This window comes from Micromonospora sp. NPDC049151 (assembly GCF_040648395.1).
Taxonomy (GTDB): domain Bacteria; phylum Actinomycetota; class Actinomycetes; order Mycobacteriales; family Micromonosporaceae; genus Micromonospora.
Map to the genome: position 1 here is coordinate 190,326 of NZ_JBEZDP010000008.1, position 22,294 is coordinate 212,619.

18 protein-coding genes are annotated in these 22,294 nt (G+C 73.7%); 10 read left to right on the forward strand and 8 right to left on the reverse strand.

The genetic code is table 11. The annotated features are described in order from the left end of the window. The first annotated feature begins 183 nt into the window (after positions 1-183). Genes efeU through efeB form a run of 3 tightly spaced genes read left to right on the forward strand, consistent with a single transcriptional unit; the run spans position 184 to position 3,558 of the window. Positions 184-1,083 (forward strand): iron uptake transporter permease EfeU, encoded by a 900-nt coding sequence (gene efeU, locus AB0B20_RS12435; protein ID WP_357387922.1) that lies wholly within the window; start codon positions 184-186, stop codon positions 1,081-1,083. Between the two features lie 28 nt (positions 1,084-1,111). Then, positions 1,112-2,239: an iron uptake system protein EfeO gene (gene efeO / locus AB0B20_RS12440; RefSeq protein WP_357387920.1), complete on the forward strand. Its 1,128-nt coding sequence runs from the start codon at positions 1,112-1,114 to the stop codon at positions 2,237-2,239. Next, positions 2,236-3,558, forward strand: coding sequence for an iron uptake transporter deferrochelatase/peroxidase subunit (gene efeB / locus AB0B20_RS12445; RefSeq protein WP_357387918.1), 1,323 nt, complete (start codon positions 2,236-2,238; stop codon positions 3,556-3,558). The genes efeO and efeB overlap by 4 nt, the downstream gene beginning before the upstream one ends. A 7-nt stretch (positions 3,559-3,565) precedes the next feature. Here the strand turns inward: efeB and AB0B20_RS12450 are convergent, their stop codons facing one another. Then, positions 3,566-4,507 carry an RDD family protein gene (locus AB0B20_RS12450; protein ID WP_357387916.1) on the reverse strand — a complete coding sequence of 314 codons (942 nt, stop codon included), beginning with the start codon at positions 4,505-4,507 and terminating at the stop codon, positions 3,566-3,568. 41 nt (positions 4,508-4,548) lie between these two features. On the opposite strand from AB0B20_RS12450, the gene AB0B20_RS12455 reads away from it, so the two are divergent. Continuing rightward, entirely contained in the window at positions 4,549-5,502 is a 954-nt protein-coding gene (locus AB0B20_RS12455) for a stage II sporulation protein M (protein ID WP_357387914.1), read from the forward strand. Here AB0B20_RS12455 and AB0B20_RS12460 read toward each other — a convergent pair. Genes AB0B20_RS12460 through AB0B20_RS12480 form a run of 5 tightly spaced genes read right to left on the reverse strand, consistent with a single transcriptional unit; the run spans position 5,480 to position 10,296 of the window. Further along, entirely contained in the window at positions 5,480-6,790 is a 1,311-nt protein-coding gene (locus AB0B20_RS12460; RefSeq protein ID WP_357470282.1) for a DUF58 domain-containing protein, read from the reverse strand. The genes AB0B20_RS12455 and AB0B20_RS12460 overlap by 23 nt on opposite strands. After that, positions 6,787-7,764 (reverse strand): MoxR family ATPase, encoded by a 978-nt coding sequence (locus AB0B20_RS12465; protein WP_357387910.1) that lies wholly within the window; start codon positions 7,762-7,764, stop codon positions 6,787-6,789. The genes AB0B20_RS12460 and AB0B20_RS12465 overlap by 4 nt, the downstream gene beginning before the upstream one ends. Continuing rightward, positions 7,761-9,059 (reverse strand): DUF4350 domain-containing protein, encoded by a 1,299-nt coding sequence (locus tag AB0B20_RS12470; protein WP_357470285.1) that lies wholly within the window; start codon positions 9,057-9,059, stop codon positions 7,761-7,763. The genes AB0B20_RS12465 and AB0B20_RS12470 overlap by 4 nt, the downstream gene beginning before the upstream one ends. Continuing rightward, complete coding sequence (locus tag AB0B20_RS12475; RefSeq protein ID WP_357387906.1) at positions 9,056-9,646, reverse strand: DUF4129 domain-containing protein; 591 nt, start codon at positions 9,644-9,646, stop codon at positions 9,056-9,058. Before AB0B20_RS12475 ends, AB0B20_RS12470 begins: the two co-directional genes overlap by 4 nt. After that, on the reverse strand, positions 9,643-10,296 hold the full coding sequence (locus tag AB0B20_RS12480) for a hypothetical protein (RefSeq protein ID WP_357470288.1): 654 nt from the start codon (positions 10,294-10,296) through the stop codon (positions 9,643-9,645). Before AB0B20_RS12480 ends, AB0B20_RS12475 begins: the two co-directional genes overlap by 4 nt. 404 nt (positions 10,297-10,700) lie before the next feature. Here AB0B20_RS12480 and mtrA point away from each other — a divergent pair, with 404 nt between their 5' ends. The 5 genes from mtrA to raiA all read left to right on the forward strand — a co-directional run bounded on the left by mtrA (position 10,701) and on the right by raiA (position 16,532). Further along, positions 10,701-11,390, forward strand: a complete 690-nt coding sequence (gene mtrA / locus AB0B20_RS12485; protein WP_013284210.1) for an MtrAB system response regulator MtrA — start codon at positions 10,701-10,703, stop codon at positions 11,388-11,390. A gap of 13 nt (positions 11,391-11,403) precedes the next feature. Then, a complete protein-coding gene (mtrB, locus tag AB0B20_RS12490) occupies positions 11,404-13,137 on the forward strand; it encodes an MtrAB system histidine kinase MtrB (RefSeq protein WP_357387902.1) in 1,734 nt (577 codons plus the stop codon). Next, on the forward strand, positions 13,134-14,930 hold the full coding sequence (locus AB0B20_RS12495) for a hypothetical protein (RefSeq protein WP_357387900.1): 1,797 nt from the start codon (positions 13,134-13,136) through the stop codon (positions 14,928-14,930). Before mtrB ends, AB0B20_RS12495 begins: the two co-directional genes overlap by 4 nt. A 6-nt stretch (positions 14,931-14,936) precedes the next feature. Continuing rightward, entirely contained in the window at positions 14,937-15,641 is a 705-nt protein-coding gene (locus AB0B20_RS12500) for a ComF family protein (protein WP_357387898.1), read from the forward strand. A 249-nt stretch (positions 15,642-15,890) separates the two neighbouring features. Then, the gene (raiA, locus tag AB0B20_RS12505; protein ID WP_357387897.1) at positions 15,891-16,532 is read left to right on the forward strand and encodes a ribosome-associated translation inhibitor RaiA; all 642 of its coding nucleotides are present in this window, start codon (positions 15,891-15,893) and stop codon (positions 16,530-16,532) included. 41 nt (positions 16,533-16,573) lie between these two features. On the opposite strand, the gene AB0B20_RS12510 is transcribed toward raiA, so the two are convergent. Both AB0B20_RS12510 and AB0B20_RS12515 read right to left on the reverse strand, forming a co-directional pair. After that, positions 16,574-17,680, reverse strand: coding sequence for a GNAT family N-acetyltransferase (locus AB0B20_RS12510; RefSeq protein WP_357470293.1), 1,107 nt, complete (start codon positions 17,678-17,680; stop codon positions 16,574-16,576). Next, complete coding sequence (locus AB0B20_RS12515; protein WP_357387893.1) at positions 17,677-18,834, reverse strand: GNAT family N-acetyltransferase; 1,158 nt, start codon at positions 18,832-18,834, stop codon at positions 17,677-17,679. Before AB0B20_RS12515 ends, AB0B20_RS12510 begins: the two co-directional genes overlap by 4 nt. Before the next feature lie 169 nt (positions 18,835-19,003). Here AB0B20_RS12515 and secA point away from each other — a divergent pair, with 169 nt between their 5' ends. Beyond that, entirely contained in the window at positions 19,004-21,904 is a 2,901-nt protein-coding gene (gene secA / locus AB0B20_RS12520) for a preprotein translocase subunit SecA (protein ID WP_357387891.1), read from the forward strand. Positions 21,905-22,294: the final 390 nt, after the last annotated feature.

A 22,294-nucleotide genomic window follows, 5' to 3' on the forward strand; every position in this document is an offset into this window, starting at 1 on the left:
CACGCTCCCGGAGGGACCGGGGTCGGCCGCCGCGCGGCCGTCCCGGTCCCTTTTCGCGTACGGGGAAGGCTTGCGGATGTCGAACCGGGTGACGTTACGCGGATCAGCTTGACGTTTGCTGGGAAGAGGAGCAAGGTATGGCTGCCCTAAGTTAACTGAGGCAAGCCTGACTACGGAGTTCCCATGTTCGCCACGTACCTGATCGGCCTGCGTGAGGGCCTGGAAGCGACACTCGTGGTCAGCATCCTCGTCGCCTTCCTGGTCAAGTCGCAGCGCCGGGACCGGCTGCCGCAGGTGTGGGCCGGCGTCGGCCTGGCCGTGGCGCTCTCCGTCGTCTTCGGCTCCCTGATCCAGTACACCTCCACCTCGCTGCTGCGCACCTCCGAGTCGCGCGAGCTGTTCGAGGCGGTCACCTCGGTCGCCGCCGTGGTCTTCGTGACCTGGATGATCTTCTGGATGCGCCGGGCCGCCCGCACCATCGCCGGTGAGCTGCGCGGCAAGCTCACCGACGCGCTCGCGGTCGGCTCCCTGGCCGTCGCCGGCATGGCGTTCCTCGCCGTGATCCGCGAGGGCCTGGAGACCGCGCTGATCTTCTACGCGGCCGCCGAGAGTGCGGCCGGCGGCACCGGGCCCGGCGCGCTGCTCGCCCTGGCCGGCGGCATCGCCACCGCCGTCGTGATCGGATTCCTGCTCTACCGCAGCGCGGTACGGATCAACCTGAGCCGGTTCTTCACCTGGACCGGCGCGCTGCTCATCCTGGTCGCCGCCGGCATCCTCAAGTACGGCGTGCACGACTTCCAGGAGGCGGGCGTGCTGCCCGGCCTGAACGACCTGGCGTTCGACATTTCGGGCACGCTCGACCCGAGTTCCTGGTACGGCGCGCTGCTCGCCGGCATGTTCAACGTCACGGCCGCGCCGACGGTGCTGGAGCTGATCGCCTGGGTCGCGTACGCGGTGCCGGTGCTCGCGCTGTTCCTGCGCAAGCCGGGCCGGCCGGTCAAGCCCGCTCAGCCCGTCGAGCCCGCTCAGCCCGTCGAGCCGGTTGCGGCCGACGTGGCCGCCGTCCCGTCATCCCGCGCCTGACCCGCCCCTTCCGAGGAGACCCCGCGCCATGCGTACCACTCGACTCGTCGCGCCCGCCGCCGCCGGGCTGCTCGCCGTCGCCGGCCTGGCCGGGTGCGGCGGTGACGACGCCGACGCCACGAACGGCGGGCCGATCGCCGTCAAGGCCACCGACACCGCCTGCGAGGTCGGCGACACCGAGATCGACGCCGGTCAGGTCACCTTCAAGGTGACGAACAGCGGTTCCAAGGTCAACGAGTTCTACGTCTACGCCGCCGGTGACCGGGTGATGGGCGAGGTGGAGAACATCGCCCCCGGGCTCAGCCGTGAGCTGCGGGTCGAGCTGGCCGCCGGCACGTACGAGACGGCCTGCAAGCCGGGCATGAGCGGCCGGGGCATCCGGGGCGCGCTGAAGGTCTCCGGCACCGCCGCGACCGTCGCACCCGACGCCGCGCTCACCCAGGCCACCGAGAGCTACCAGCGGTACGTGCGCAGCCAGACCGCCGCGCTGCTGACGAAGACCGAGGAGTTCGTGGCGGCGGTCAAGGCGAACGACGTGGCGAAGGCCAAGGCGCTGTACCCGGTGGCCCGCACCTACTGGGAGCGGATCGAGCCGGTCGCGGAGAGCTTCGGCGACCTCGACCCGAAGATCGACGGCCGCGAGGAGGTGGTCGAGGAGGGCATGGAGTTCACCGGCTTCCACCGGATCGAGAAGGACCTCTGGACCACCGGCGACGTCAGCAAGGACGGGCCGATCGCCGACCGGCTCCTGGCCGACGTCAAGGCGATCGTCGCCAAGGCCGACGCCGAGAAGCTCACCCCGCTCCAGCTCGCCAACGGTGCCAAGGCGCTGCTCGACGAGGTCGCCAGCGGCAAGATCACCGGCGAGGAGGAGCGCTACTCGCACACCGACCTGTGGGACTTCAACGCCAACCTGGAGGGCTCGAAGGCGGCCATCGCCGCACTGCGCCCGGCGCTGGAGCAGCGCGCGCCCGACCTGGTCAAGCAGCTCGACGGCGAGTTCGCGAACGTGGAGGCGACGCTCGGCAGGCACCGGGCCGGCGACGGCTGGAAGCTGCACACGCAGCTCGGCAAGGCTGAGCTGAAGGAGCTGTCGGACGCGGTGAACGCGCTGGCCGAGCCGGTCAGCAAGGTCGCGGCGGCAGTCGCGCGATGACCGGTCCGGCCGGCGGCGACGCGTCGAGCGAGCCGAACAGCGAGCGGAGCGGCCGTGGCCTGTCCCGGCGCCGGGCGATGACACTGGCCGGCGTCGGTGTGGCCGGGGTCGCCGGGGTGGCGGGCGGCGCGGGCGCTCTGCTCGCCGGCGGGAACGAGGCGTCCGCCACCGGATCGGCCGCCGGTTCCGTGCCGTTCCTCGGCGAGCACCAGGCCGGCATCACCACCCCGGCACAGGACCGGCTGCACTTCGTCGCGTTCGACGTGGTCACGAAGGACCGGGACCGGCTCGTCGCGATGCTCCAGGAGTGGACCGCCGCCGGGGCCCGGATGACCGCCGGCAAGGACGCCGGGGTGATCGGCGCGGTCGGCGGCATGCCCGAGGCCCCGCCGGACGACACCGGTGAGGCGCTCGGACTGCCCCCGTCGCAGCTCACCCTCACCGTGGGCTTCGGGGCGACGCTGTTCCGCGACGCGCAGGGCCGGGACCGCTTCGGCATCGCCGCCCGCCGTCCGGCCGCGCTGGCCGACCTGCCGCACTTCGCCGGGGACGCGCTGCGGCCGGAGCTGTCCGGCGGTGACCTCTGCGTGCAGGCCTGCGCCAACGACCCGCAGGTGGCGGTGCACGCCATCCGCAACCTGGCCCGCATCGGCATGGGCGTGGTGAGCGTGCGCTGGTCGCAGCTCGGCTTCGGGCGTACCTCGTCGACGTCGCGGGACCAGGCCACGCCGCGCAACCTGTTCGGCTTCAAGGACGGCACCGCCAATCTCAAGGCCGAGGACGCCGGCCTGCTGCGCGACCAGCTCTGGGTGCAGCCCGGCGACGGCCCGGACTGGATGACCGGCGGCTCCTACCTGGTCACCCGGAAGATCCGGATGCTCATCGAGACATGGGACCGCAGCCCGCTGGCCGAGCAGGAGATGATCGTCGGCCGGACCAAGGGCAGCGGCGCGCCACTGGGCCGGCGCGACGAGTTCGACGAGCCGGACTTCGCCGCGAAGGGCGACGACGGCGAGCCGCTCATCGCGGCCACCGCGCACGTACGGCTTGCTCACCCGGATGCGAACAACGGCGCCCGCCTGCTGCGCCGCGGCTACAACTTCGTGGACGGCTCGGACGGGCTGGGCCGGCTCGACGCCGGTCTGTTCTTCATCGCCTACCAGCGGGACCCGCGCCGGCAGTTCGTGCCCGTCCAGACCCGGCTGGCCCGCAACGACGCGATGAACGAGTACCTGCGGCACGTCTCCAGTGGCCTGTTCGCCTGCCCGCCGGGCGTCCGCGACGCGGCCGACTGGTGGGGGCGGGAGCTGTTCGCCTGAGCGCGGCTCAGCGGCGTACCGGACCGGGTGCGGCCTCCGGCGCGGCGGGCCGTAACCCGGCGGCCGGCGCGGCCGGGTGCGGTACGCCCGCCTGCGCCGGGACCAGCTCCGGCCAGAGCGTGGCGGTGACCGTCCGGGCGCGGCCCAACCGCAGCGCGGCCCGGCGCCCCCGCTCGGCCAGCACGGCGGACAGGTAGACCCAGTCCTGCGCCGCCCAGGGCGGAGGCGGTGAGGTGACCGTCGCGACCTCGGCCCACAGCGCCCGGCCCAGCCGGGACCGGTCCGGCTCGGCGAGCTGGGGCAACCGGTCCAGGTACTGCCGGACGGCAAGCGCCAGCCCGTCGTCGAACCGGGTCAGGTCGAGCGTGGCCGCCCAGGCCAGCAGCGGCGGGGGTGCCGGCGGCAGCGGCCGCCACATTCCGGCGCCACGGGTGTGCACCACGAGCGTGCCGGCGACCAGGTCGCCCAGCCGGCGACCACGCGGGTCGGTGAGCATCACCGTGACGCCGGCGACCCAGCTCAACAGCGGCAGCACCAGGCCGGGCCACTCCACCGCGACACCGACGAGCGCCCGGGTCAGCGACTGGCCCACACCGACCGGGCCGCCGTCGGCCCGTACCACCCGCAGCCCCACGGCCAGTTTGCCCACCGTCCGGCCACCGGCGAAGCGCTCCATCACCACCGGATAGCCGAGCAGGACCAGCACCAGCAGCACGGTCTGGAGCGCGCCGGCCAGCGCGGCGTCGAGGACGTCACCGAGCAGGGCGAGCGCCACCACCGTCAGCACCGTCCCGAGCAGCAGTGCCAGCACGAGCTGGATCACCGCGTCGATCAGCAGGGCGAGCACCCGGGAGCCCAGCCGGGCCGCCCGGATGTCCAGCTCCACCGCCTCGCCGCTGACCAGACCGGCGTCGGCCCACCGGGGCGGTGGGGGAGGTTGCGCGCGCACCCCGACAGTGAACACCATGGACGCCGGACGGGGGAGGGTGAGTGGATCTCGACGCGTACGTGGCCGAGCACAACGCCGAATGGCGGCGGCTGGAACACCTGACCGGGCGGCGTCGCCTCGACGCGGCCGAGGTCGACGAGCTGGTCGCGCTCTACCAGCGCAGCGCCACGCACCTGTCCGCGCTGCGCGCCCGGGCCCCCGAGCCCGCGCTGGTGAACCGCCTGTCCCACCTCGTCCTCGCGGCCCGGGCGCGGGTCACCGGCCGCCCCCGGCTGTCCTGGACGGCAGTGGGCCGGTTCCTGGCCGCCGACCTGCCCGCCGCGCTCTACCGGGCCTGGCCCTGGTGGTGCGGCGTGGCCACCGCGTTCAGCGCCCTGACCGCCTTCCTCATCTGGTTCGTCGCCGCCAACCCGGACACCGCCGCCGCGTTCATCGGCGAGCAGGCCGCCCGGGAACTCGTCGACTCCGGCTTCGCCGGCTACTACAGCGAGTACGCCGCGCCTACCTTCGCGTTCCACCTGTGGACGCACAACGCGTGGCTGGCGGCCCAGTGCCTGGCCGCCGGTGTGCTCGTGGTGCCGGTGTTCTGGCTGCTGTGGCAGAACGCGCTGAACATCGGCGTGGTCGGCGGCGTGATGGTCTCCTACGGCCGGGCGGACGTCTTCTTCGGCATGATCACCCCGCACGGGCTGCTGGAGCTGACCGGCATCTTCGTCGCCGCCGGGGTCGGACTGCGTACCGCCTGGGCCTGGATCGCCCCGCCCGCGCACCTCGGCCGCGGCCCGGCGGTCGCCGAGGCGGGAAAGCTCGCCGTCGTGGTCGCGGCCGGTCTGGTCGGCATGTTCGCGGTCTCCGCGCTGATCGAGGCGTTCGTCACCCCGGCGCCGGTGCCGGTCGTGCTGCGGGTGGCGGCCGGTGCCGCGGTGTGGCTGGCCTTCCTGGCGTACGCGCTGGTGCTCGGCCGGCGTGCGGTCAGAGCTGGCCGAGGGACTTGAGCCGCAGATAGGTGTCGGCGACGGCCGGGGCCAGCCGGTGTGCGGGCACGTCCACCACCGTCACGCCGTAGCGCGACAGGGCGGCGCGTACCCGGTCCCGCTCGGCCAGCGCCCGCCACGCCGACGCGGCCGCGTACGGGTCGTCCGGGCCGGCCGGGGTGGCGGTGGCGAGCCCGGTCAGCACCGGGTCGCTGGCGGCGGCCAGCACCACCCGGTGCCGGGTGGCCAGCCGGGGCAGCACCGGCAACAGCCCGTCACCGATCGCGCCCGCCTCCAGCGCGGTGAACAGCACCACCAGGCTGCGCTGCCGTTCCCGGCGCAGCACCTCGGCGGCGATCAGCTCGAAGTCGGTCTCGGCCAGCGCGGGCTGCAACGGTGCCACCGCGTCGACCAGCCGGGCGAGCAGCGCCGGGCGGCCGCTGCCGGTGACCCGGGCCCGGATCTCGGTGTCCGCCGCCAGCAGGTCCACCCGGTCACCCGCGCGGGCGGCGAGCGCGGTGAGCAGCAGCGCCGCGTCGATGGCGGTGTCCAGCCGGGGCTCGTCGCCGAGGCGTACCGCCGACGTGCGGCCGGTGTCCAGCACGCAGACCAGGCGCCGGTCCCGCTCCGGGCGCCAGGTGCGCACCAGCACGTCGGCGCGGCGGGCGCTGCCCCGCCAGTCGATCGAGCGGACGTCGTCGCCCACCGCGTACTCGCGCAACGTGTCGAACTCGGTGCCGTGACCGCGCCCCCGGGTCACCTGCACCCCGTCGATGACCCGCAGCCGGGCCAGCTTCTCCGGCAGGTGCCGGCGGGAGTCGAAGCGGGGCAGCACCCGCAGCGTCCACTGTGGGGTGGCCGGGCGCCCGGCGCGCTGCCGGGCACCCAGGCGCATCGGCCCGAGCGAGCGTACGGTCAGCGCCACCGCCCGCCGGTCGCCGCGCCGGGTCGGGGTGAGCCGGACCGGCAGCGTGGCGGCGTCACCGGGCGGCACGGTGAGCAGGCGGTCCGGCGGCACGTCCGGGCGAGCCCCGGCCGACGGCACCCAGGCGTCGCGCACCTGGGCGTGCAGCGTGCGGTCGGTCGGGTTGGCCAGGTGCAGCGAGACGGTGGCGGTGCCGCCGAGGCGGACCGTCCGCTCCCCGGAACGGGTCACGACCAGCGCGTCCGGCGGGACCGCCAACGCCCGGTCGAGCAGCACCAGCAGCAGCACCACGGCGGTCAGCACGGCGACGCCGAGGAACGGCGCCGGCCAGAACGGCAGCGTCAGCGCGCCCGCGCCGAGCAGCAGACCCGCCCGCCAGGTCATCGCGGCGTCGGCACGGTGGCCAGCACCGACTCCAGCACCGCGTCCACGGTCACGCCCTCCAGCTCGGCCTCCGGGCGAGGACGCAGCCGGTGCCGCAGCGTGGGCCGGGCGACCGCCTTGACGTCGTCCGGCGTGACGTGGTCGCGGCCGGCCAGCCAGGACCACGCCTTGGCCGTGTTCAGCAGCGCGGTCGCGCCTCGCGGGGACGCGCCCAGCTCCAGCGCGGGCGCGGAGCGGGTGCCCCGGCACAGGTCCACGATGTAGCCGAGCACCGGTTCGGCCACGTGCACGTTCCGCACCTCGGCCCGGGCGGCGGCCAGGTCCGCCACGCCGGCCACCGGGCGTACGCCCGCCGCGCCCAGGTCGCGCGGGTCGAACCCGGCGTGGTGCGCGCGCAGCACGCCCAGCTCCTCCTCCCGCTCCGGCAGTGGCACTGTCAGCTTCAGCAGGAAGCGGTCCAGCTGCGCCTCGGGGAGCGGGTAGGTGCCCTCGTACTCGACGGGGTTCTGGGTGGCCGCGACGATGAACGGGTCCGGCAGCGGACGGCGCTCGCCCTCGACGGAGACCTGCCGTTCCTCCATCACCTCCAGCAGCGCCGACTGCGTCTTGGGCGGGGTGCGGTTGATCTCGTCGGCGAGCAGCAGGTTGGTGAAGACCGGCCCCTCCCGGAACGTGAAGGCGGCGGTGCGCTGGTCGAAGATCAGCGAGCCGGTGACGTCGCCGGGCATCAGGTCGGGGGTGAACTGCACCCGCTTGGCGTCCAGGTCGAGCGCGGCGGCCAGGGTCCGCACCAGCAGCGTCTTGGCCACCCCCGGTACGCCCTCCAGCAGCACGTGCCCCCGGCAGAGCAACGCGATCACCAGGCCGGTGACCACGGCGTCCTGCCCGACGACGGCCTTCGCCACCTCGGCCCGCAGGCGGTGCAGGGCGGCGCGGGCGCCGGACGGGGCGGTGGTCGTGACGGGTCCGGTCACCGGGGGTCTCCTTCGCTCGGATGCGGGGCCAGGGTACGGGTCAGGGCGTCCAGTTCGCGGGCCAGCTCCAGCAGCTCGCGGTCGTTGGCCGGGGCCGGGCCGTGGAGCAGGTCGGCCACCCGTTCCGGGTCGGCGCCGGCGCGCTCGGCGACCCGGGCGGCCACCTCGTCGTCGGGTGTCCCAGGGGGCAGGTTGAGCCGGGTCGTCAGCCGGTCCAGCGCGGCGGCGCGCAACGTCCCGGCGACGGTGTCCCGGGCGCCCGCCCGGCGGTAGAGCCGAGCCCGGCCGCGCACCGTCTCGGCGGAGCGGACGGTCACCGGCAGCGGCTCCGACACCGGCGGCCCGTGCCGGCGGGCCCGCCACAGCACCACGAGCAGCCCGGCCAGGGCGAGCTGCACCAGGACGGCCCAGAACCACTGCGGGAAGGCGCCCCAGAGCGGGTTCTCCCACGACCGGTCGGCTCGGTCGGGCGGATCGGGTCGTTCCGACCGGCCGCTGCCGGCCGGCGCGGGCTGCTCGGTGAACGGTGCCGGGGACCAGCTCGGGCGGGTCGGCGCCGGTACCGGCTCGGGCAGGTCGAGCCAGACCAGCGGGCGGTCGCCGCCGAGCAGGCCGGTGGCGAGCGCCTCGTTGCTCCACTCGCCGATCCGCTCGTTGCGGAACGGGTCACTGGCGCCGGCCAGCACCACCTCGACCCGCCCGGGGACGCGCAGCAGCGCGCCGCCGTAGCAGTGGTCGACCTCGGCCGGTCCGGCGTAACGCTGGAGGTCGATCGCGGCGACACCGGCCCGGACCGCCTCGGGCAGCCGGCACGGCGTGCCGTCCGCGTCCGGCGGCACCGCCCGCGCGGCCCAGCGAACGCCGGCCGGCTCGACCGGGACGTCCAGTTCGGCGAGCACCCGCCGGGACGGCTCGACCAGCACCAGCCGGCTGCCCGGCGGGAGGGTGGTCAGGCCGTCGAGCAGGTCCGGGTGCACGAGCCCGGGCGCGGGCACGAACAGCGTGCTCGGCTCGGCGCGGGCGGTACGCAGCGCCGCTGTCAGATCCGTCTCCCGGCGTACCGGCACGCCCTGCGTACGCAGTGCTTCCGCGAGCCGGCTGGCGCCGTCGCCGTCGGTGGCGACCGGGGACAGGAAACCGGGCTCGTCCGCGTCGGGCCGGTCGACCGCGCGCAGCACGAGCGTGGTCACGATCAGCAGCACCGCCAGCCCGAGCGGGACGAGCAACCGGTACGGCCGCCGGCGCGGCGCAGTCGTGGCCGCCGTCGTGGTCTCCCGTTCGACGGTGGCGGTCACCGCGGCTCCTCCCCGGTCAGCTCGCGACTCAGGTCGGCGGCGAGATCACGCATCCGCCGGTCGTGCGCGGCGGTGGCGGGGCGCTGGGCGTACCAGAGGTCGGAGAAGATCGCCCCGGCCTCGTGCAGCGTGGGCCGGACCCTCGGCCGGGCACGGGCCGCCGCCTCGGTCAGCTCGACGACTGTGAGCCCGGGGCGGGGCTCCACCACCTGCCGCACGACCAGGAGCCGGACCATCTCGCGCAGCCGCTCCCGGACCGCCTCCGCGTACCGGCCCTCGGCCGCCAGCCGGTCGGCCAGCCCGGGCCCGGCCGGTTCCGGCAGCCGGGGCGCGGGCAGGCGCACGGGCGGCGGGTCGTCGTCGCGGGACCGGCGAGGACGCCGGAACCGGGGCCACCTCAGCCGGGGCAGGCGTGGCCACCGCAGGCGGGGGAACCGGAACCGGGGCAGCCGGCGGGGCACCCAGGCGGGGAAGAAGTACCAGGCCAGCGCCACCAGCAGCGCGACGCCCAGCAGGATCAGCGCGGCCAGCGGCAGCGGCACCACGTCACCGAGGGCCGCCACCGTCTCGGTCCACCACCGGCTCACCGGTATGCCGCCAGCAGGGCGGGCTCGGGCACGCCGGCGGGCGCGCGGGAGAGCCGGATGTCCAGCCCTTCGGTGCGGATCCGGGTCTCCAGGTGGAGCACCGCGTCCAGGCAGGCGAGCGCCGAGTACGCCAGCGCGTTCACGGCGGTGAAGGCGGCGATCGTCACCGGCAGCGCCCAGGCCGAGACGTCGAACAGACCCAGCATGCCCAGCCCGTAGTAGACGCCCAGCCCGATGCCGAGCCGGATCAGCCACCAGCCCAGGTAGCCCAGCAGCCGGATCGCGGCGGCCCGCGCGCCGACCCGGCCGGCGAGGCGTACCGCCCGCCACGGCGCCCGGTGCGCCGGCACCCCGTCCAGCACCAGCACCGGCACCACCAGGCCGAGCAGCGCGTACGCCAGGAACCAGCCCGGCCCGGTCAGCGCGGCGGCGGTGACGGTCAGCCCGACCAGGACGGCGGCCGGCAGCGTCGCGCCCGGCCGGGCGCCGCGCAGCAGCTCCGACGGCGCGGAACGGCGGCCCAGCAGCGCCGCGCCGGCACCGCGTGCGGCCGGGGCGCCGAGCAGCGCGATGATCGCGGCTTCGGTGCCGGCGCCGGCCGCCAGCAGCAGCCAGTACCCGGAAGGGTGTCGCCGATCTCCGCCGGCCACCAGGCCGGCGGTTCGGCCGCGACCAGCATCCGCAGCGGGTGGAGCACCGCCTGTTCGGCGAGGGCCAGCAGGAGGGCGAGGGGGACGAGCACCCGCGCCTGGTCGCGCAGCAGCAGCACCGCCGCGTCGAGCAGCTCGCCGACGGTCAGCGGACGGCGCGGCAGCACCGCGGTCGGGCCGGCGTCGGGCACGCGTACTCCTGGGCGGGGGAGCGGAGGTGGCGGGCGGGGCGACGCCCGGGGGATCATGGTTGCACGGCGGGTCCGCATCCGGTGGACCCGACCACCCCGGCACGCCACGCTGGGCGGCCACGCCGACTGCTGTGGTGCGTGGGGCCGCTCGGCGCTACGGTTCCGTGGAGACGCCGAACACTCCAGACGAACGGGGATGGAACGATAAACCCCATGAGAGCCCGGGTACTCGTGGTCGACGACGACCCCGCCCTCGCCGAGATGCTCGGCATCGTGCTGCGCAGCGAGGGCTTCGTGCCGTCCTTCGTCGCGGACGGCGAACGGGCGCTGGCCGCCTTCCGCGACAACCGACCCGACATCGTCCTGCTCGACCTGATGCTGCCGGGCATGAGCGGCATCGACGTGGCCCGCGCCATCCGGGGCGAGTCCGGCGTGCCGATCGTGATGCTGACCGCCAAGAGCGACACCGTCGACGTCGTGCTCGGGCTGGAGTCCGGCGCCGACGACTACGTGGTCAAGCCGTTCAAGCCCAAGGAGCTGGTGGCCCGGATGCGGGCCCGGCTGCGCCGGGGCGAGGACGTGGCGCCGGAGATGCTGACCATCGGCCCGCCCGGCAACCAGATCACCATCGACGTGCCGGCCCACACGGTCAGCCGCGACGGCGAGGAGGTGAAGCTGACGCCGCTGGAGTTCGACCTGCTTGTCGCGCTCGCCCGCAAGCCGCGCCAGGTCTTCACCCGTGAGGTGCTGCTGGAGCAGGTCTGGGGCTACCGCCACGCGGCGGACACCCGCCTGGTCAACGTGCACGTGCAGCGGCTGCGCGCCAAGATCGAGCCGGATCCGGAGCGACCCGAAATCATCCTCACGGTGCGAGGCGTGGGCTACAAGGCGGGCACCGGATAGCCTGGTCAGCACTGTGTTGACCCCGCTACCCTCCGCGCCCCGCCGGCTACCCGCCGTGCGGGCGCTCTGGCTCGCCCTGACCGGCCGGGCCGCCCGGCTGGCGGCCGCGGTGCACCAGGCGTGGCGGCGGTCGCTCCAGGTCCGTGTCGTCACCATCACGCTCGTGGCGTCGAGCCTGCTGGTGGGCGGTTTCGCCTACCTGATCGCCGACAAGATCACCAGCATCCTGCTGGAGAACGCCGAGACCGACGTGCGACTGCGGCTGAGCAACGGCAGGGAGTACGCGGCCAAGCAGTTCAACCTCTACAGCCAGCCGCAGGAGGCGCAGCTCCAGAACACCATCGACGGCACGGTCAACTACCTGGCCGGCGGAGACCCGACCCAGACCAGCGGCGTGGTGGTGGCGATCACCGCCGACAACTTCGCCGAGTTCATCGAACCGCGAACCACGCCCGAGGTGCCCGTGGACGCGGTGATCGGTGACGAGCTGCGGGCCGCCGTCGCCTCCGGCAAGGTCGCCCACCAGATCCGTACCGGCTCGCTCGGCGGCGAGCGCACGAAATACCTCGTCTACGGTTCCCCGGTGCCGACCAAGTTCGGGCAGGTCGAGCTCTACTACCTCGTACCGCTGGCGCGGCAGGACGCGACGGCGGCCGACGCCCGGGCCACCGTGGTCGCCACCGGCGTCGCGCTGGTGCTCCTGCTCGGCCTGCTGGCCGCCCTGGTCACCCGCCTGGTGGTGACGCCGGTACGGGTGGCCGCGCGCACCGCGCAACGGCTCTCCGCCGGGCTGCTCGACCAGCGCATGGTGGTCTCCGGCGAGGACGACCTCGCCCTGCTGGCCGCCTCGTTCAACCAGATGGCGACGAACCTGCAACGGCAGATCCTCCGGCTGGAGGAGATGTCCCGCCTGCAACGCCGGTTCACCTCCGACGTCTCGCACGAGCTGCGGACGCCGCTGACCACGGTCCGGATGGCCGCCGACCTGATCTTCGCCGAGCGCGACGAGTTCGATCCGGCGGTGGCCCGCAGCGCCGAGCTGCTCCAGGCCGAGCTGGACCGGTTCGAGGAACTGCTCACCGACCTGCTGGAGATCAGCCGGTTCGACGCCGGTTTCGCGGTGCTGGACAGCGAGCCCACCGACCTGGTGCCGGTGGTGCACCGGGTGACCGAGCGGCTGGCCGGGCTGGCCGAGCGGGTCGGCGTGACCATCGAGCTGGACCTGCCGGACACTCCGGTGATCGCCGAGGTCGACCCGCGCCGCGTCGAGCGGGTGCTGCGCAACCTGGTCGGCAACGCGGTCGAGCACGGCGAGGCCAAGCCGGTACGGATCACCCTGGGCCAGGACCAGAGCGCGGTGGCGATCACCGTGCGGGACCACGGCGTCGGCCTCAAGCCGGGGGAGGAGAAGCTGGTGTTCAACCGCTTCTGGCGGGCCGACCCGTCGCGGGCCCGGCAGACCGGCGGTACCGGGCTGGGCCTGTCGATCAGCCTGGAGGACGCCCGCCTGCACGGCGGATGGCTGGAGGCGTGGGGAGCGCCGGGGCAGGGCGCGCAGTTCCGGCTCACCCTGCCGGCCCGCGCCGGGGACCGGCTCACCACCTCCCCGCTGCGGCTGGTGCCGGCCGACGCCACGGTGCCGTTCGGTGGCCCCCGTGACGGCGGCCTGCCCGCTGTCGGGCCCGGTGGCGTGCCGGCACTGACCGCCGGACCGGCCGGCGGCGACCACGCGGAGGCGCGGCCGTGAACCGCCGCGTCCTGGCCCTGTTGCTGACCGGCGCGCTGCTGCCGGTCACGCTCGCCGGATGCGGCATCCCGGACGAGACCGACGTGCAGGTGAACGGTTCGGTGCCGGCCGCCGAGTCCGGGGTGTTCAACGGCAGCCCGGCCCGGCCGCCCGAACCGGCCGACAGCAACGAGCCGGTGCCGTTCATCGAGAACTACCTGCGGGCCGCCGCGGCCGGGGAACGCGACCAGGCGTACGCCCGGGCCCGGAAGTTCCTCGCCGAGGAGGCCCGCGACCTGCTTCCGGGCAAGCCGCAGACCAGTGAGATCGAGTTGACGGTGGTGCGGCTGCGGGAGAAGCCGGAGAGCACGCCGCCGAACAACCAGGGCACCAGCACCGTGACGCTCAAGGTGCAGCAGGTGGGCGTGCTGCGCGCCGACGGCACGCTCGGCCCGCCGGTGGCGAGCGAGACGCAGTACGTCTTCGAGCTGCGCCGCGCCGACCCCGGCACCGGCCTGCTGATCACCGACCTGCCGAACATCCTGCTGGCCAGTGACTCGGCGGTGCGCGAGTACTACCGCGCCCGCACCGTCTACTTCTGGAACACCGACCTGACCCGGCTGGTGCCGGACCAGCGCTACCTGCTCTCGACGGCGCCGACCGAGCGGCGCATCACCGAGGTGATGAAGTGGCTGGCCGACCGTCCGTCGGACTGGCTGGCCCCCGCCGTGACCGGGCTGCCGGACGGCACCCAGCTGATCAACAACGCGACCGGCGCGGACGGTCACTGGGAGATCAACCTCAACATGCCGGGCGCCAACGAACAGCGGCTGACCCGGCTCGGCACGCAGTTGGCGTGGTCGTTGTCGGACCTGGACGGCCAGGTCGACCTGAAGATCCAGAACCAGAAGCGGCTCACCGTCGACCTGCGGCGGGAACGCGTCTCGGTCACCGCCTATCCCCGCGGCGCGGATCCGATGCGGTACGCCGTCTACGACGGCGCCGTCCGTCCCCTCGGGTTCGGCAACGAGTCCCGGGCCGCCGCGCCGCTGCCGCCCGCGGAGAACCGCAACGTCGTCTCCGCGTCGCTCGCCCGCGCCGAGGACCAGGTGCTCGCCGCGCTTGTGGTGACCGGGCCGGACAACCGCAGGCGGCTCAAGGTGGGCACCGGCCCGGAACCGGTCGCGGTGTTCAGCCCCGGCGACCGGACGTTCCGGGCCATGAGCCGTCCCACCTGGCTGCGGTCGCTGAGCAAGACCCGCCCGGGCGGTCTGGTGGCGGCCGACGGCCGGCTCTACCGGTTCGACGGCGTGGGCCGGATGAGTGAGATCCCGCTGTCGGTACCCGGGCCGGTGACGGCTGTCGCCGGCTCACTCGACGGGCACCGGATCGTGCTGGCCTCCGGCGGCGCGGTCTTCGTCGCCGCGGTGAGCGTCGACGGTGGCGTGGTCAGCCTCGGACAGCCCCGCCGGGTCACCACGCTGCTCACCGGCGTGACGGTGGTGGACTGGGTGGCGGAGAACGAGCTGGCGCTGGCCGGCAACGAGGCGGACCGGCGTTCGGCGATCCATCAGCTCAGCGTCGACGGCGCCTGGGAGACCCCGCTGACGGTGGAGATCGGCGCACCGGTGACCCAGCTCGCCGGGTATCCGGGCGGCGGTGACCGTGGCCTGGCCGCGTTCTCGTTCATGTTCGAGACGGACGGCGCGGCCTGGCGGAACAACCCGTTCGACTACGTGAAGCGGGAGCAGGTGCTCGACGTTCCGGCGGGAAGCCGGGCGACAAACCCGACCGCGCCGTTCTTCCTCTACTGACCGCCCGTGCGTGACCTGGGCGGGCTCTGGTCGGACCTGACCGACCTCGTGCTGCCTGCCGGGTGCGCCGGTTGTGGCGCGACGTCGGTGCGGCTGCGGCACGGCTTCTGCTCCGGCTGCGTGCGCGAGCTGGAGTCGTTGCGTCCAGCACCGGCCCGGCCCGATCCGGCCCCGCCCGGCCTTCCGCCCTGCGTGGCGCTCGGCCCGTACGGCGGCGCGCTGCGCGAGGGGCTGCTGGCGTACAAGGAGAGGGGTCGGCACGGGCTGGCCCGGCCGCTGGGGGCGCTGCTGGCCGAGGTGGTCGCGGCGGCGGTGGGGCCGCCCGGCCCGGTGACGCTGGTGGCGGTCCCGGACACCGCCCGCGCGGCCCGGGCCCGCTACGGCGACCACCTCGACCGGTTGGTCCGGCCGGCGGCGGACCGGCTGCGCGCGGCCGGGTGGCCGGTACGGGTGCTGCGCCCGCTGCGCGCGCTGCCCCGGACCGACTCGGTGGAGCTGGACAGCGCCGGGCGGGCCGCCGCGGCCGAGGCCGCGTTCCGGCTGCGCCGTCCGCCGGGCGGACACCGGCCGGCCGGCACTGTCGTGCTGCTCGACGACATCGTCACCACCGGCGCCACGCTGGCGGTGGTGAGCCGGATGTTGCACCGCGCGGGAATGACGCCAAAGGCCGCGGCGGTGCTCGCCGCAACGCAAAAGCGGCACCATCGGTGACGCTTCGTGCATCCGTTTCACCCCTTGGTGTATGAGGTGTTAAATTCCGCGACCGCCTTCGGCAACCAGGGGTGACGGGTGGCCGAACAGGAGTTAGCGTTTCGGTGTCGGGGGTAGTGAGGATGCCAACCTTCCCCCGGCACTGGAAGGAGGCGTAGCCGAACAACACCGGTCGACGCCGAGCGGGCCCTCCCGGGTGCGTCGACCGGATGATCCGGACCGAACGACCGTCCGAACAAGGGAGGTCACGTGGACATCGTGGTCAAGGGCCGTAACGTCGAAGTGCCGGACCATTACCGGGTACACGTAGCCGAGAAGCTCGCGAAGATCGAACGCTACGACCAGAAGCTCATTCGCGTGGACGTCGAGTTGTTCCACGAGCGCAATCCACGCCAGGCGGACACCTGCCAGCGGGTGGAGATCACGTGCGTGACGCGCGGCCCGGTGATCCGGGCCGAGGCCTGCACGAACGACTTCTACAGCGCGCTCGACGCCGCCATCGCCAAGCTGGACACGCGCTTCCGCCGCGCGGCGGACCGCCGCCGGGTGCACCGGGGACGGCCGCCGATCTCAGTGGCCGCCGCGACCGCCGGGCTGCCGGTGGCCGACCTCGACGGGCCCGGTCTGGCGGCGCGCGACGGCCACGGCGCCGCCACCGCCGTCGCCGAGCGTCCCGACGAGGACCGTTACGCCGAATACGACGACCAGCCGTGGCACATCGCCCGGGCGAAGGTCCACCCCGCCGACCCGATGACCGTCGATGACGCGTTGTTCCAGATGGAACTGGTCGGCCACGACTTCTACCTGTTCCAGGACAAGGAGTCCGGCCGCCCGAGCGTGGTCTACCGGCGGCACGCGTACGACTACGGGATCATCCAGCTCGACACGTGACCCCTCGACCGGGCAGGACGGGCTCCGCACGGGGCCCGTCCTCAGCTCCCGTCGGTGGCCAACCGGCCGTAGACCACCGAGTCGACGCGGATGCCCTCCGGGCCGGGAAGCCGGCCGCGCAGCAGCCCCTCCCGCCGGAAGCCGGCCCGTTCCAGGACCCGCTGCGAGGCGACGTTGTCCGGCCGGGTACCGGCCCAGAGCCGGGCCACCCCGATGCCGAACGCCCATTCGGCGACAAGCCGGACGGTGCGGGCCGCCAGCCCGCGCCCGCGCGCCTCGGGCAGCAGGCTGTAGCCGAGCATGGCCTGCCCGGTGGCCGGCTCGTCGTAGAACAGCGCGCAGCCGCCGACGACAGTGCCGGTGGCCGCGTCGAGGATCGCCAGGTCGGCGGCCTCGCCCGCCAGCCAGCGGCTCGCCGCCAGCCGGCAGCGCCGCGCGAGCGCCGCGCGCTCCGGTGCCACCGGCGGCACCCGGTTGGCCACCACCTCCGGCAGCGTGTGCAGCCGGTACAGCGTGTCGGTGTCCGCCGGCTCCACCGGGCGCAGTGTCACGACGCCGTCGGTGAGCCGGCCGTCCGGCAGGTCCGGCAGCAGCCGGGCGACCGGCCCGGGCGGGTCGTCGGCCAGCCGCACCCAGGCGATCAGATCCTGGCGTACGCCGTCGCCGTCCGCCCCCGCCGCCCGGCGTACGCCCTCGTGCCGGTAACCGCAGGCGAGCGCGATGCGCTGGCTCGCCACGTTCTCCGTCCGGGTGAGCAGTTCCAGCCGGGCCGCCCCGGCGGTGAACGCCCGCTCGGTCAGCAGCCGGGTGGCGGCGGTGGCCACGCCCCGGCCGCGCGCCGCCGGTCCCACCCAGTAGCCGATCTCGTACGTGGCCCGCTCCGCGCTGAGCCGGGTCAGCCCGATGCTGCCGAGCAGCCGGTCGGTCGCCGGGTCGGCGATCGTGTACGCGGCGCCGCCCGCCGCCCACGCCGCCGGTGCCCCCTCGGTGATCCACCACCGGGCGGCGTCGGCGTCGTACGGGTCAGGCAGCAGGGGCATGAACCGGCGGATCTCCGGATCCGCGCAACCGGCCACCATGTCCGGTACGTCCGCGAGGTGGCACTGCCGCAGCCGTACGCCGTACCCCTCGGTCGTCTCCGGCGTCACGCCAGGTCGCCCGGCAGGAGGCCGCCGATCCACACGTCCTGCCGCTCGCCGCGGTGCTGGACGCCGCCGCGCAGCGTGCCCTCGACGGTGAAGCCGGCCTTCTCGGCGGCCCGCCGGGAGGCGGTGTTGCCGACGTTCGCGCGCCACTCGATCCGGGCCAGGCCGAGCGTGGTGAAGCCCCAGGCGCACACCGCGGCGAGCGCGGCCGGCAGGTAGCCCCGGCCGCGCGCGTGCGGCGCGGTCATGTAACCCACGTCGGCCACCAGCGGGTCTCCGGCCATGATGCGCAGGTCGATCGACGCGACGTAGCGGTCGTCCGGGTCGGCCACGGCGAACGTCACCGCGGTGCCCCGCGCCCAGGCCGGGCGCACCACGTCGCGCAGGAAGCCCTCGGCGTGCTCCGGCCGGTACGGGTGCGGCACCGTGGTCCAGTGGACGGTCTGCTCGTCCTGACAGGTGCGCGTCACCTCGGGCAGGTCGCGTTCCTCCAGCGCGCGCAGCCGCAGCTCGGTGTTCCCGGCGGTGGCGAACAGGACCGGCTGCGGCCGGCCGAAGACGGCGGCCCGGCGAGCCTGGAGCGTGTCCGGGCCGTAGGGGATCGGCTCGCCCGCCGCGGCGACCTCGCCGGGGAGCAGCGAGCCGATCCAGCCCTCGGCCCGCCCGCCGGGGCTGGGATGTGCCAGCCGCAGCTCACCGTCGATCCGGAAGCCGGCGCGCAGCGCGACCAGCCGGGAGGCGTGGTTGCCGATCTCGGCCTGCCAGGTGAGCCGGCGCAGCTTGAGCGCGTCGAACGCCCAGCGGGCCAGCGCGCGGGTGGCGCGGACCGCGACGCCCCGGCCCCGGGCCCACGGCGCGGTCCAGTAGCCGACCTCCGCCGACTCCAGCGCGCGGTCGACGGAGACCAGGCCGATCGAGGCGAACAGCTCACCGGTGCCGGCGTCGCAGACCGCGAACTGCGCGGCGGTGCCCTCGGCCCAGGCGGTGGCGCTGATCGTGGTGACGAACTCGGTCGCGTGCTCCGGGAGGTACGGGCGAGGTACGGTGGTCCAGCGCTGGATGTCCGGATCCTGGCAGGCGCGGTGCACCGCGTCGGCGTCCTCGGCGCGCCACGGGCGCAGCAGCAGGCCGTCCTCGATGATCTCCACAGGCTCCATTCGAGCCATCGTGCCGGATCGTTCGCGCACGGCGTAACCCGATTAGCGGCCGGTGGCGCACGGTGGCGGCGTTATGTCGGTTTCCGGAGTCCGGACCGCCGCCACCAGTGACCATCGTCGCGTCGGAGCGCCTACGATGGTTCGAGACCGTCTAGGGGAGCGTTGATCCGTGTCGATTCTGGAAAAGGTCCTTCGCGCCGGCGAAGGCCGCATGGTGCGTCGGCTGAAGGCCATCGCGGCCGCCGTCAACTCGATCGAGGACGACTACGTCAACCTCAGTGACGACGAGCTGCGCGGCATGACCGACCAGTTCAAGGAGCGCCTCGAGGACGGCGAGACCCTCGACGACCTGCTGCCCGAGGCGTTCGCGGTGTGCCGGGAGGCCGCCTCGCGGGTGCTCGGCCAGCGCCCCTACGACGTCCAGGTGATGGGTGGCGCGGCGCTGCACTTCGGCAACATCGCCGAGATGAAGACCGGTGAGGGCAAGACGCTGACCTCGGTCATGCCGGTCTACCTGAACGCGCTCGCCGGCAAGGGCGTGCACGTGATCACCGTGAACGACTACCTGGCGGAGCGCGACGCCGCCTGGATGGGCCGGGTGCACGAGTTCCTCGGCCTGAGCGTCGGCGTGGTGCTGCCCAACCGGCCCGCCACCGAGCACCGCGCGGCCTACGAGTGCGACATCACCTACGGCACGAACAACGAGTTCGGCTTCGACTACCTGCGCGACAACATGGCCTGGTCGAAGGAGGAACTGGTCCAGCGCGGCCACTTCTTCGCCGTGGTCGACGAGGTCGACTCGATCCTGATCGACGAAGCGCGTACCCCGCTGATCATCTCCGGCCCGGCCGAGCACTCCGCCCGGTGGTACCAGGAGTTCTCCGCCGTGGTGGCCCGGCTCCAGCCCGGCACCGACGGCGAGGGCGACTACGAGGTCGACTACGCCAAGCGGACCATCGCCATCACCGAGCGCGGCGTGGCCAAGGTGGAGGACCGCCTGGGCATCGACAACCTCTACGAGTCGGTGAACACCCCGCTGGTCGGCTACCTGAACAACGCCATCAAGGCCAAGGAGCTCTACAAGCGCGACAAGGACTACATCGTCAACGACGGCGAGGTCCTGATCGTCGACGAGTTCACCGGCCGCATCCTGCACGGCCGTCGCTACAACGAGGGCATGCACCAGGCGATCGAGGCCAAGGAGGGTGTGGAGATTAAGCAGGAGAACCAGACGCTGGCCACCATCACCCTCCAGAACTACTTCCGCCTCTACGAGAAGCTCTCCGGCATGACCGGTACCGCCCAGACCGAGGCGGGCGAGTTCAACAAGGTCTACAAGGTCGGCGTCGTGACCATCCCGACGCACCGGCCGATGGTCCGGCTCGACCGGCCCGACGTCATCTACAAGACCGAGAAGGCCAAGTTCAACGCCGTCGTCGAGGACATCGCCGAGCGGCACGAGCAGGGCCAGCCGGTGCTGGTCGGCACCGTCTCGGTGGAGAACTCCGAGATCCTGTCGCACATGCTGCGCCGCCGCGGCATCCCGCACTCGGTGCTGAACGCGAAGTTCCACGCCAAGGAGGCGGAGATCGTCGCGCAGGCCGGGCGCAAGGGCGCGGTCACCGTCGCGACGAACATGGCCGGCCGCGGCACCGACATCCTGCTCGGCGGCAACCCCGAGTTCCTCGCCGCGAACGAGCTGCGCCAGCGCGGGCTCGACCCGGTCGAGCAGCCGGAGGAGTACGCCAAGGCGATGGAGGAGATCCTCCCGACCTGGAAGCAGGCGTGCGACGTCGAGGCGGAGGAGGTCGCCGCCGCCGGTGGGCTCTACGTGCTGGGCACCGAGCGGCACGAGTCCCGCCGGATCGACAACCAGCTGCGCGGTCGTGCCGGCCGCCAGGGCGACCCGGGCGAGTCCCGCTTCTACCTGTCGCTGCAGGACGAGCTGATGAAGCGCTTCCGGGCCGGCGCGGTCGAGGCGGTGATGGACCGCTTCAACATCCCCGAGGACGTGCCCATCGAGTCGAAGATGGTCACCCGGCAGATCAAGAGCGCCCAGGCCCAGATCGAGGGCCAGAACGCCGAGATCCGCAAGAACGTCCTCAAGTACGACGAGGTGCTGAACAAGCAGCGCCAGGTGATCTACGCCGAGCGCCTCCGGGTGCTCAACGGCGAGGACCTGTCCGACCAGGTCCGCAACATGATCGACGACGTGGTGACCGCGTACGTGGTCGGCGCGACGAGCGACGGCTACGCCGAGGACTGGGACCTCGAACAGCTCTGGTCCAGCCTCAAGCAGCTCTACCCGGTCGGCATCACCATCGACGAGCTGGAGGAGGAGCTCGGCTCCCGCTCCGGCATCGACCAGGACTTCCTGCTCGCCCGCCTCAAGGAGGACGCGCACGCCGCGTACGACAGGCGTGAGGAGAGCCTCGGCGAGGAGGCGGTCCGCCAGCTGGAGCGGATGGTCCTGCTCCAGGTGATCGACCGCAAGTGGCGCGAGCACCTCTACGAGATGGACTACCTCCAGGAGGGCATCAGCCTCCGGGCGTACGCCCAGCGCGACCCGGTCATCGAGTACCAGCGCGAGGGCTTCGACATGTTCGCCACCATGATGGACGGCATCAAGGAGGAGACTGTCGGCTTCCTCTACAACCTGGACGTCCAGGTCGAGGAGGCGGAGCCGGATGCCGAGGAGGTGCAGCTGCTGGAGAAGCCGGTGGAGATCCGGGCGAAGGGTCTCAACCGCGCGCCGCAGCAGCAGGGCCTGCAATACTCCGCGCCCGCCGTGGACGGCGAGGCCGGCCGGGGCGCCCCGGTGATCGAGCGGCCCGAGCAGCAGGCGCCGGCCCTCGGCATCGGCCAGCAGTCCTCGGAGCGCCCGGCCGCCGCCACGCCGCGCCGTGCTCCGGCCGGGGCGAGCGGCCAGGCTGTGGCCGCCAGCACCGCCCGGCGGGCCGCTCCCGGCCAGGTCGACGGCGGCGAGGGCCCGTCCCGTAACGCGCCCTGCCCGTGTGGCTCGGGCCGCAAGTACAAGCGCTGCCACGGCTCGCCAAACGGCGGCAACTGACCCCGAACGCGCGCCCCGACGGGCCCCGGCCTTCCGGCCGGGGCCCGTCGTCGTCCTCCGGCCCGTCCTCCCGTCCTCCCGTCCGTCCTCCCGTCCTCCCTGGGCCGATCTTGCAGTTGCGGCCCCTGTTGTGACCGATTCATGCCGACATGGGGGTCCGAAAGTGCAAGATCGCGGGATTTGGTGGGGTGGCGCGGGCCGGAGATCCTGGTTGTTGCACTGACCTCTCGTTAGGCGAGATTGGCGTTCCGCCTAGTGGAAGCGGCGGAGATCTTGGTAGGAAAGGGCCCCTATGGGGGCCGTTTGGTACCAAGATCTCGCCGGGAGCCGGGAGCCGGGAGCCGGGAGCCGGGAGCCGGGAGCCGGGAGCCGGGAGCCGGGAGCCGGGAG